This is a genomic window from Streptomyces sp. NPDC025793 (assembly GCF_055558375.1).
The window spans coordinates 1-11,991 of record NZ_JBVHMR010000098.1 but is presented as its reverse complement, the minus strand read 5'-3'; the positions used below and the strand labels follow the sequence as shown (position 1 = coordinate 11,991).

Sequence of the window (11,991 nt, the reverse complement as noted above, 5' to 3'; positions counted from 1 at the left end):
GACCCGAGAACAGGAACGCGGTACGCCCTTCTCCCACGGTTCCGGTGACGGCACGGGGGTTGGGCTCACCCGCCGCCAACGCGGCCAGGGCGGCGAGGAGTTCGGCGTGGTCGCGGCCCTGGATGACGGCTCGGGTCTCGAAGGCGGTGCGGGTGATGGCCAGGGAGGCGGCCAGGTCGTAGGGGTCCGTGTCCGGCCGTGCGGTCAGGTGGGCGGCCAGGCGGCCGGCCTGGGCGCGCAGGGTGGCCTCGTCGCGGGCGGACAGCAGCCAGGGCAGGACCGGCAGGGCGGTGCGGGGGGCCGACTGCGCGGGGGCCTCGTCCGCGGTGGGCTCGGGGGCCTGCTCGATGACGACGTGGGCGTTGGTGCCGGAGACGCCGAAGGCCGAGACGCCGACGCGGTGCGGGTGGTCGACGTGGGGCCAGTCGACGGGCTCGCTGAGCAGTCGGACGTGGCCGGCGCTCCAGTCGACGTGTCGCGAGGGGCGTTCGGCGTGCAGGGTGGGCGGCAGGACGCCGTGGCGCAGGGCGAGTACGGACTTGATGACGCCGACGACGCCCGCGGCGGCCTGGGTGTGACCGATGTTGGACTTCGCCGAGCCGAGCCACAGCGGGCGGTCGGCGGGGCGGCCCTGGCCGTAGGTCGCGAGGAGCGCCTGGGCCTCGATGGGGTCGCCGAGCGAGGTGCCGGTGCCGTGGGCCTCGACGGCGTCGATCTCGGCGGCGGGCAGGCCGGCGTTGGCGAGGGCGGCGAGGATGACGCGCTGCTGGGCGAGGCCGTTGGGGGCGGTGAGGCCGTTGGAGGCGCCGTCCTGGTTGACCGCGCTGCCGCGCAGCACCGCGAGGACCTGGTGGCCGTTGCGGCGGGCGTCGGAGAGCCGTTCGACGACGATGGTTCCGGCGCCCTCGGCCCAGCCGGTGCCGTCGGCGTCGTCGGAGAAGGCCTTGCAGCGGCCGTCGCCGGCCAGGCCGCCCTGCTGGTCGAACTCGATGAAGGCGCCGGGACCGGACATGACGGTGACGCCGCCGACGACGGCGAGTGAGCACTCGCCGGAGCGCAGCGACTGGGCGGCCAGGTGCAGGGCGACGAGGGAGGAGGAACAGGCGGTGTCGACCGTGACGGCGGGGCCCTCCAGGCCCAGGGTGTAGGCGACCCGGCCGGAGAGGACCGACATGGAGTTGCCGGTGAGCAGATGGCCCCGGACGTCGTCGGGGACCTCGCGCAGCCCGGAGGTGTAGCCCTGGTCGCTGCATCCGACGAACACTCCGGAGCGGCTGCCCCGCAGTCCGGCGGGGTCGATGCCGGCGCGCTCGAAGGCTTCCCAGACCACTTCGAGCAGCAGGCGCTGCTGCGGGTCCATGGCGAGGGCTTCGCGCGGGGAGATGCCGAAGAAGGCGGGGTCGAACCGGTCCGCGTCGTGCACGAAGCCGCCGCGGCGGCGGCCGTCGGCGCCGTCGGTCCCGGCGGCCGTGGGCCAGCCGCGGTCGGTGGGCCAGTCCGTCACCGCGTCGGTCCCGGAGACGAGCAGCTCCCAGAAGTCGTCGGGTGTGCGGACACCGCCGGGCAGGCGGCAGCTCATGCCGACGATGGCGACGGGCTCCTGTTCGCGGGCCTCCAACTGCCGCAGTTGGCGGCGGGTGTTGTGGAGATCGACGGTGACCCGCTTGAGGTAGTCCCGAAGCTGGGCTTCATTCGTCATGGACTGCCCCCATGCTGTTCGGTTCGGTTCGGTGATGGAACGTGCCTTCGCGCACGGTGGAGGGGCCCTGCGGCTGTCCGGCCGCTGGGTGTGTTCCTCGTGCGGTGGGGACAGCATGACCCGGCTCGGGAGCCTTTCTCGGCCCCGAGCCGGGTTGTCTGGGGAAACCCTTGGAAATCATGAACGGCCCGCGATTCACGCAGGCCGGAGCCGCGGCCGGGGACCGGGGTGGGTGGACCGGCGCGGGTGTGCCGGGCCCCGAACGGCCGTCCGCAGGCGCGGTGTTCGGGGCCCGGTTCGCTCAGGTGTACGGCGGTGGGGCGCCCCTGGCGAGCACGTTGTGCAGGACGCCGAAGGCGTCCCGGAGTGCGGCGAGGGCGTCGGGGATGCGCCAGGCGGCGCGGTCGCGGGGGCCGACGGTGTTGGAGATGGTGCGCAGTTCCAGCAGCGGGACGCCATGGACGGCGGCGGCCTCGGCGACGCCGAAGCCCTCCATCGCCTCGGCGGCGGCTGCGTGGCGTTGCCGCAGGTCCTGGGCGCGTTCCGCCGTGCCGGTGACGGTGGAGACGGTCAGGACGGGGGCGTGGACGGCGCCGAGGACCCGGGCGACGGCGGCCGAGAGGTGGGGTGCGCAGGCGTGCTCGGAGGCTCCGAAGCCCAGGCTGTCCACGGAGAGGAAGCCGTCGGGGGTCTGGCAGCCGAGGTCGGCGGCGATGACGCGGTCGGCGACGACGACGGATCCGACGTCGGCGATGGGCGCGAAGCCTCCGGCGATGCCCGCGGCGATGACCAGGTGGTACGGGTTTCCGTGGACGGTCGCCACGGTGAGTGCCGCGTCGGTCGCGGCGGCCGCGGCGGCGGGGCCCACTCCCCCGGCCACCAGATCGGTGCTGAGCGGTTGGCGAGGGGCGGTGCACGGGCCCGCCGCGGTGCGCGGGACCGATGTGGCGCGCGGGGCAGGCGCGGCGGAGGTGTCGGTGGCGCAGCCGATGCGGAGCATCTCGCGGCCCGGCAGGTCGCCGCAGCCGACCGCCGCGGTGGGGCCGAGGCCCCGTGCGACGGCGTCGCGCTCGGCCTCGACCGCGGTGACCACGAGGAGGCGGACGGGGTTCACCAGGTTCATGGGGTTCATGAGGACAGCTGGACGTGCCCGTGGTCGCCTATGACGAGGCGGTGGGTGGCCGGCAGTCCGGGGGCGAGGGTGACTTTGACGTTGCGGCCGACGAGGGAGGCGGCCACGCGCCGGATGTGGTCGAAGGACGACTCGCGCAGCACGATCGAGTACTCGATCTCGCTGTGGGTGATGCGGCAGTTCTCGGCGACCGACGTGGACGGGCCGACGTACGAGTCGCTGACGACACTGCCGGCGCCGATGATCACGGGGCCGACGATGCGGGAGCGGCGGACCTCGGCGCCCGGCTCGATGCGGACGCGTCCGATGATCTCGCTCTCGTCGTCGACATAGCCGTCGACGCGGGGCTGGAGGCGTTCGAGGAGGATGCGGTTGACCTCCAGCATGTCGGTGACGTTGCCGGTGTCCTTCCAGTAGCCGGTGATGACGGTGGAGCGGATCGCCATGCCCTGGTCGATCATCCACTGCAGGGCGTCGGTGATCTCCAGCTCGCCGCGGGCGGAGGGCCGGATGGCCCGCACCGCTTCGTGGACGGCCGTCGTGAAGAGGTACACGCCGGCGATGGCCAGGTCGCTGCGCGGCGTGCGGGGCTTCTCCTCCAGTTCGAGGATGTTGCCCTTGTCGTCGGTGACCGCCACGCCGAAGGCCGTGGGGTTGTCCACCCGGGTGAGCAGCACCTGGGCGTCGCGCGGGTCCTTGCGGAACTCCTCGACGACGTCGGTGATGCCGTCGAGCACGAAGTTGTCGCCGAGGTACATGACGAAGTCGTCGTCGCCCAGGAAGGGCTGGGCGATGAGCACGGCGTGGGCGAGTCCCAGGGGTTCGCTCTGCGGGATGTAGGTGACGTTCAACCCGAAGTCGGAGCCGTCGCCGACGGCGGCCTCTATCTCCGGGGCGGTGCTGCCGACGATGACGCCGACGTCGGTGATGCCCGCGGCGGCGATGGATTCGAGGCCGTAGAAGAGGATCGGTTTGTTGGCGACCGGGACCAGTTGCTTGCTAGACGTGTGGGTGATCGGTCGCAGTCGCGTACCTGATCCCCCCGCGAGCACGAGAGCCTTCACTGTTCCATCCAGGTGACGGGTGGGGGTGGTGGGTGGGAGGGGCGGCCGTCCGGGCCCGGACGGTGGGTCCGGGCCCGGAGCGGGCCTGTCGTTCAGGCCTCGTCGAGGTCGCCCGCCAGGAAGGCGCGCAGTTCGTCGTCGGAGACCTCGTCGGCGGCCGCTCCCGGTGCCGGCGGTGTGGGCGCGAGGGCGGTGTCGGCCGTCGTGTCCGCGGCGTCCAGCCGGGCCAGCAGACCGCTGAGCCGGCTGCGCAGCCGGTCCTGGACGGCGCTGTCCAGTCCGGTTGCGGTGAACTGGGCTTCCAGGGCGTCGAGTTGATCGAGGACCGGGGAGGTGGGCGGCTGTGCCTCGGGGGCGATGCGCGTCAGGAGATGCGCGGCGAGCCGCTGCGGTGTGGGGTAGTCGAACATGAGCGTCGCGGGCAGTCGCACCCCGGCGAGGGCACCGATGCGGTTGCGCAGTTCGACGGCGGTCAGCGAGTTGAATCCGCTGTCCAGGAACCCTCCTTCGGGGTCGAGGGAATCGGGGCTGTCGTGCCCGATGACCAGGGCCGCCTCGGTGAGTACGGCGTCCAGGGCGGCGGCACGGCGGGCGTCGGGGGCGAGTCCGGCGAGGCGGGCGCGCAGCTCGCCCTCGGCGGGCGCCGAGGGCGCGGTGGCCGTGGCGGTCGCGGGGCGCCGGGTGCGGGCCGGGACGAGGTCGCTGACCAGGTCGGGCACCGATCCGTCGGAGGCGCGCAGTGCCGCCGGGTCGAGATCGGCGGGCGCGTGGAACGGCTCCGGGGAGCGCAGCGCCGCGTCGAGCAGGGCGAGCGCGTCGTCGGTGGCCATGGGCCTCAGGCCACTGCGGGCGATGCGGCGCCGGTCGGCCTCGTCGAGCTTGCCGGTCATGCCGCTGCGTTCGGCCCACAGGCCCCAGGCGAGGGACTGGACGCGGCGTCCGCCGGCGGCGCGGCGGGCGGCGAAGGCGTCGAGGAAGGCGTTGGCGGCCGAGTAGTTGGCCTGGCCGACGCCGCCGAGGGTGCCGGCGATCGAGGAGAACAGCACGAGCGCGGCGTCGGTGTCGCGGGTGAGCTCCTCCAGCAGGACGGTGGCGTCGGCCTTGGCGCGCAGCACCGTGTCGACGCGCTCGGGGGTGAGTGACTGCACGATGCCGTCGTCGAGGACGCCCGCGGTGTGGACGACCGCGGACAGCGGGCGGTCGGCGGGGACGTCGGCGAGCAGGGCACTGAGGGCGTCGCGGTCGCTGACGTCGCAGGCCGCGACGGTGATGTGGGCTCCGTGGCCGCTGAGCTCCGCGCAGAGTTCGGCCATGCCCTCGGCTGCCGCGCCGCGCCGTCCGGCCAGCACCAGGGAGCGCGCGCCGTGGGCGGTGACGAGGTGTCGGGCGATCTCCCTGCCGAGGACGCCGCCGGCGCCGGTGACGAGCACGGTGCCGTTCGCGGGAATGCCGTCCGTCGGGCCGGCGGGCGTGGCCGCCCGGGTGAGCCGGGGGGTGAGCGCGCTGCCCCCGCGCAGGGCGATCTCGCTCTGCGCCGACGCCAGCGCGGCCGGCAGCTGTGCCAGGGAGGCCGCGCTGCCGTCGTGGTCGACCAGGGCGAAGCGGCCCGGGTTCTCGGCGCGCGCCGCGCGGACCAGACCCCAGACCGCGGCCTGCGCCGGATCGGTGCGGGGCGCGTCCTCGGGCCCGGTGGTGACGGCGTGCCGGGTCAGCACCACCAGCCGGGAGCCGGCCAGGCCGGACACGGCCAGCCAGTCGGTGAGGAGGCGCAGCGTGTGGTGGGTGGCGTGCCGTGTGGCCGCGGTGAGGTCGCCGTCCGCGTCGGTGTCGGGCACGGCGGCCAGGACCGTCGCCGGGACGGCGGTGCCGGCCGTGGCCGCGTACAGCGCGGCGGGATCCGCGTGGTGCTCGGGGGTGCCGAGCGCGGGCACGGCGGGCGGGAGCGCGCCGCCGACGAGATGCGGTGTGCCGGCGGGCGGCGTGCCGAGGGCGAGGGGCGTCCAGCGGATCCGGTGCAGCGCGCCGCGTCCCGGTGCGGCCGGAAGTGCGCTGGTGTCCACGGGCCGCAGGGCGAGCGCGTCGATGTCGGCGACGGGACGTCCCGTGCCGTCGAGCAGGCTCACCCGGTAGGTGTGCTCGCCGACCGGGGTCAGGCGTGCGCGCAGCGCGGTGGCACCGGCGGCGTGCGGTGTGACGTCGGAGAAGGTGAACGGCAGGAGGTTGCCGGTGCCTTCGGCGGCGGCGAGTGCCACGGTGTGCAGGGCGGCGTCCAGAAGGGCCGGGTGCACCCGGAACCGGTCGGTGCCCTGAAGGTGTTCGCCGTCCTCGGGGGCGATCTCCGCGTACACGGTGTCGCCGTCGCGCCAGGCCGCGCGCAGTCCGCGGAAGGCCGAACCGTAGGCGAAGCCGGCGGCGGCGATGCTCTCGTACAGGCCGCTCACGTCGACCTCGGTGGCGGCCGGCGGCGGCCAGGCGCCCGGGAAGGGCGCCGGAGCGGCGGCCGCCGGTGCGTCGCCGAGGGTGCCGTCGGCGTGTCGGGTCCAGGCGCCGCCGGTGGCGGGCCGGGAGTGCACCGCGAGGGCGCGGTCGCCGTTGCCGTCGGGTGCGGCGACGGTGACCTGGAGCTGTACGCCGCCGTGCTCGGGCAGCACGAGCGGCGCCTGCAGCGTCAGGTCGCCGATCCGGGCGGCTCCGACGTGGGCGCAGGCCTCCATGGCGAGGTCGAGGAACGCGGTGCCGGGGAAGAGGATCCGTCCGTCGAGTGCGTGGTCGGCGAGCCAGGGCCGGTCCTGCACGCGGACGGTGCCCGTGAGGACGACTCCGGCGCTGTCGGCGAGCGGGACGGCCGCGGTGAGCAGCTGGTGGTGTACGGCGTCCAGGTCCGTGCGGTCGGCGGCGGAACCGGTCGTCTCCAGCCAGTAGCTGCGCCGCTGGAAGGGGTAGGTGGGCAGGTCGGTGCGGCGGGCGCCGGTGGGGGCGAACCAGGTGGCCCAGTCCACCTGGTGGCCGTGCGTGTGCAGCCGGGCGAGGGCGGAGGTCAGGGACGCCTCTTCCGCCGTGTCGCGCCGCAGGGTCGGTACGAGGGTGGCGTCGCCGTCGACGCAGTCACCGGCGAGTGCGGTGAGGACGCCGCCCGGGCCGATCTCGACGTAGGTGGTGACGCCTTGTTCCTCCAGGGTGCGGATGCCGTCGCGGAAGCGGACGGGCTCGCGGACCTGGCGTACCCAGTAGGCGCCGTCGAGGGGCTCGTCGGTACTGACGGGGCGCCCGGTGACCGTGGACACCAGCGGTAGCGCCGGGGCGGCGTGGCCGAGGTCCGCGGTGCGCGCGGCGAACGTGTCGAGCATGCCGTCCATGTGGTGCGAGTGGAAGGCGTGGCTGACGTTGAGACGGTGTGTCTTGCGGCCCTGTCCGGCCAGTTCGGCCGCGACCGCGGTGACGGCGTCCTCGTCGCCGGACAGGACCGTGGCGAGCGGGCCGTTGAAGGCCGCGACGGCCACCCGGCCCTCGTGGGCGGCGAGCAGCGGCACCACGTCGTCCGCGCCGGCCTGGACGGAGATCATGACGCCGCCCGTGGGCAGGTCCCCCATGAGCCCGCCGCGCACGGCCACGAGCCGGCAGGCGTCCTCCAGCGTGAGGACCCCCGCGACATGGGCCGCGGCGATCTCGCCGACGGAGTGGCCGAGCAGTGCGTCGGGCCGTACGCCCAGGCTCTCCAGCAGCCGGTACAGGGCGACCTGGCCGGCGAAGAGTCCGGCCTGGGTGTAGGCCGTGCGGTCCAGGCAGGCGGCCTCGCTGCTGCCCTGCTCGGCGAACAGCACGTCGCGCAGGGGCAGTTCGAGGTGGGCGTCGAGGTGGGCGCAGGCCTCGTCGAGCGCGTCGGCGTAGGCGTCGTACCGCTCGTACAGGGCCCGGCCGACGGCGGCCTGCTGGCTGCCCTGGCCGGAGAACAGGAAGGCCACCTTGCCGCCGCGGGCCCGGCCGGTGGTCAGCAGCGGGTGCTCGCGGCCCTCGGCGAGGGCGGTGAGCGCGCCGATGAGGGAGGCGGTGTCGTCGGTGACGACAGCCGCGCGGTCGAAGTGCCGGGCGCGGGTGGTGGCCAGGGAGAACGCCAGGTCGGCCGGGGCGGTGTCCGGGCGGGCGGCGATGGCGTCGAGCAGCCGCCGGGCCTGGGCGCGCAGTGCGCCGTCGCCACGGGCCGACAGCAACCACGGCAGGGTGCGAACGGTGTCGTCGGCCGGCCGGGGCTCCGCCGGGGCGGGGCGGTCCGGCTCCTGGAGGATCACGTGCGCGTTGGTTCCGGAGACGCCGAAGGACGAGACGCCCGCGCGCCGCGGTGTGTCACCGGGTGCCCAGTCGCGCTCTTCGTGCAGCAGGCGCACGGCGCCGGACGACCAGTCGATGTGCGGGGACGGGTGGTCGGCGTGCAGGGTGCGCGGCAGCACGTCGTGACGCATCGCCATCACCATCTTGATGATGCCGGCGACACCGGAAGCGGCCTGCGTGTGGCCGATGTTGGACTTCAGGGCCCCGAGCCACAGCGGTCGTTCGGCGGGCCGGTCCTGGCCGTAGACGGCCAGCAGTGCCTGCGCCTCGATGGGGTCGCCGAGCGTGGTGCCGGTGCCGTGCGCCTCCACCGCGTCGACGTCCGCCGGGGCGAGCCCGGCGGAGGCCAGCGCCTGGCGGATCACGCGCTGCTGGGCGGGTCCGCTGGGCGCGGTGAGCCCGTTGGAGGCACCGTCCTGGTTGACGGCGGTGCCCGCGACGGTGGCGAGCACCGGGTGGCCGTGGCGGCGCGCGTCGGACAGCCGCTCCAGCAGGAGCAGGCCGACGCCTTCGGCCCAGCCCGCGCCGTCGGCCTCGGCGGCGAACGGCTTGCAGCGGCCGTCCGGCGACAGGGCCCGCTGCCTGCTGAACTCGACGAAGGTGTCCGGGGTGGAGATCACGGTGACACCGCCGGCCAGGGCGAGTTCGCACTCCCCGGACCGCAGGGCCTGGACCGCGAGGTGCAGGGCGACCAGGGAGGAGGAGCAGGCGGTGTCGACCGTGACGGCCGGTCCCTCCAGGCCGAAGGTGTAGGCGATGCGTCCCGAGGCGACGCTGCTGGCGCTGCCGGTGGCGAGGTAGCCCTCCAGTTCCTCGGGCGCCGTACGGGCCCTGCTGCCGTAGTCGTTGTAGTTGGATCCGACGAACACGCCGGCGCGGGCGCCGCGGATCCGGTCCGGATCGATCCCGGCGCGTTCGAACGCCTCCCAGGACGTCTCCAGCAGCAGCCGGTGCTGCGGGTCGATGGCCACGGCCTCGCGGGGCGCGATCCCGAAGAACGCGGGGTCGAACCGGTCGGCGTCGTGCAGGAAGCCGCCGTGCCGGGCGTACGAGTGACCGATGCGGTCGGGGTCGGGGTCGTAGAGGTTCTCGACGTCCCAGCCGCGGTCGGCCGGGAACGGCGTGATGGCGTCGGTGCCGTCGGCGACGAGCCGCCACAGCTCCTCCGGCGAGGTGACGCCGCCGGGGAAGCGGCAGCTCATGCCGACGATGACGATCGGGTCGTCGTCGACGGCCGCCGTGGGCAGTTCGAGCGCCGGTTCGGCGGTGGCGTCCGTCCCGAACAGCTCCCCGTCCAGGTAGGCGGCGAGGGCGCTGGCGGAGGGGTGGTCGAAGGCGAGGGTGACCGGCAGGCGCAGCCCGGTGGCCTCCGCGAACCGGTTGCGCAGTTCGACGGCGGTCAGCGAGTCGAATCCGACGTCCCGGAAGGCACGCCCGTCGGGTACGGCGTCCGGATCCGCGTGGCCGAGCACGGTCGAGGCCTGCGCACGGACCTCGGCGACCAGCGCGGCGCGGCGCTCCGCCGGGGCCAGACCCGCCAGTCGCTCGACGAGCGGCGGCCCGTCGGCGGACTCGGGCTTCTTCTGCGCCTGCTCCGTGGCCAGGGCCGCTCGGGCCTCCGGGAACTCGCGCAGCGCGGCGAAGGCGCGCGCGGTGATCAGCTTCCAGTCGACATCGGCGACGATCAGGAACTCCTCGTCCTGTTCGAGCGCCTTGTGCAGCGAGGCGACGGCCAGTTCGGGATCCATCGGGGGTACGCCGTCCCGGCGCAGCCGCTCGGCGACCTCCTCCCCGACCATGCCGCCGCCCGCCCAGGTGCCCCAGCCGATGGAGGTGGCGGGCAGCCCCTGCGCCCTGCGACGGGCTGCCAGGGCGTCCAGGAAGGCGTTGGCCGCGGCGTAACTGCCCTGCCCGGGACCGCCGAGGGTACCGGCCATGGACGAGAACAGGACGAACGCGTCGAGGTCGAGGTGCCGGGTGGCCGCGTCGAGGGCGAGTGCGGCGTCGGCCTTGGGGCGCACGACGCCGTGGGCACGCTGCGGGGTGAGCGCGTCGATCAGCCCGTCGTCGATGATGCCGGCCGTGTGCACCACCGCGGTGAGGGTGCCCCCGCCGGGCAGGTCGTCGACGAGCCGCCGCACCGCGTCGGCGTCGGCGACGTCGCAGGCGACGACGGTCGCGGACGCGCCCAACTCGGCGAGTTCGGCGGCCAGTTCGTCGGCTCCCGGTGCGTCGGGGCCGCGCCGGGAGGCGAGCACCAGGTGCTCGGCGCCGCTGCGGGCGAGCCAGCGGGAGACATGCCGGGCGAGCCCGCCCGTGCCACCGGTCACCAGGACGGTGCCGGACGGCTGCCAACTGCCGTCGGGCCGCGGCCCGTCGCCGGCGCGCACCAGGCGGCGCGCGAAGAGTCCGGAGGCACGCACCGCCAGGTGGTCCTCTTCGAGCGTCCCGGACAGCGCGCCGGTCAGGCGGCGCGCGGCACGGTCGTCGAGCCTGCCGGGCAGGTCGACGAGTCCGCCCCAGCGCTGCGGGTACTCCAGGGCCGCGATACGGCCGAGGCCCCATGTCATCGCCTGGAGCGGGCTGTTCAGGCGGTCGCTGCGGTGCACGGAGACCGCGCCGCGCGTGGCGCACCACACCGGGCCGTCGAGGCGGAGGTCTCCGAGTGCCTGGAGCAGGGCCGTGGTCAGGACCAGGCCGGTGGGCAGCACGCCCTCGTCCGACCAGGGGGACTCGTCCAGCGCGAGCAGCGACAGCACGCCACCGATCTCGGCGCCGCCGATCCGGTCGCGGAGCAGTTCGGCCATGTGGTCGCGTTCGGCGGCGGGTTCGCCGACGACGAGGAGGCGGGCCTCGGCGGACCGCTCTCCGATCGCGGCGAACACCTCCTGGACCAGGGGGTCGTCCTCGTGTCCGGCCGGCGCGACGAGCAGCCAGGTGCCCGCGAGTTCGTGGGCCTGGGCGGGCTGTTCGTTGAGTGGCCGCCAGGCGACCCGGTAGCGCCAGCCGTCGAGCGTCGAGTGGTTGAGCCGGTCGCGCCGCCACGACGACAGCGCGGGCACCACCTCGGCGAGTGAACGCACGTCCGCCAGACCGAGGCTCTCGGCCAGCGAATCGAGGTCCTGGCTCTCGACGCTGGCCCAGAACCCGTCCTCCAGGGGGCCCACGCCACCGGGCAGCCCGCCATCGACAGCGGCCTGCCGGGTGACCGGCTCCAGCCAGTAGCGGCTGCGCTGGAAGGCGTACGTCGGCAGCTCCACCCGGCGCGGGGACAGCCCCTCGAACACCGGCGCCCAGTCCACGGCGACACCACGCGTCCACGCCTCACCCAGAGAGAGGTAGAACCGCTCCAGACCCCCCTCACCACGACGCAAGGACCCGACGACCACGGCATCCGAACCGGCCGCCTCGACCGTCTCGGCGACCGGCACCGACAGCACCGGATGCGGACTCATCTCCAGGAACGCACCGTGCCCCGCATCCACCAGACGCCGTACCGCCGGCTCCAGCCGAACCGTCTGACGCAGATTGCGGTACCAGTACCCCGCATCCGTCTGCGCCGACTCGACCCACTCCCCCGTCACCGTCGAAAAGAACGGCACCCTCGGCACCGACGCCACCACCGGCGCCAACACCTCCGCCAACTCCCCCTCGATCGCCTCCACATGGGCTGAGTGCGACGCGTAATCCACATCGATCCGCCGCACCCGAACACCCGACTCCTCGGCAAAGGCCACGAGTTCGTCCAGCGCATCCGCGTCACCGGACAC

4 protein-coding genes are annotated in these 11,991 nt (G+C 74.5%); all 4 read right to left on the bottom strand.

Annotated elements, in window-relative coordinates:
- Window positions 1-1,699, bottom strand: a 1,699-nt coding sequence (locus tag ACZ4MF_RS47910) for a type I polyketide synthase (RefSeq protein WP_467500632.1), incomplete at its 3' end; no start/stop codon positions are given.
- Window positions 1,700-2,000: 301 nt separating this feature from the next.
- Window positions 2,001-2,831 carry a futalosine hydrolase gene (locus ACZ4MF_RS47905; RefSeq protein ID WP_467500630.1) on the bottom strand — a complete coding sequence of 277 codons (831 nt, stop codon included), beginning with the start codon at window positions 2,829-2,831 and terminating at the stop codon, window positions 2,001-2,003.
- On the bottom strand, window positions 2,828-3,895 hold the full coding sequence (locus ACZ4MF_RS47900) for a glucose-1-phosphate thymidylyltransferase (RefSeq protein WP_467500628.1): 1,068 nt from the start codon (window positions 3,893-3,895) through the stop codon (window positions 2,828-2,830). Before ACZ4MF_RS47900 ends, ACZ4MF_RS47905 begins: the two co-directional genes overlap by 4 nt.
- Window positions 3,896-3,987: 92 nt before the next feature.
- Complete coding sequence (locus tag ACZ4MF_RS47895; protein ID WP_467500627.1) at window positions 3,988-11,991, bottom strand: SDR family NAD(P)-dependent oxidoreductase; 8,004 nt, start codon at window positions 11,989-11,991, stop codon at window positions 3,988-3,990.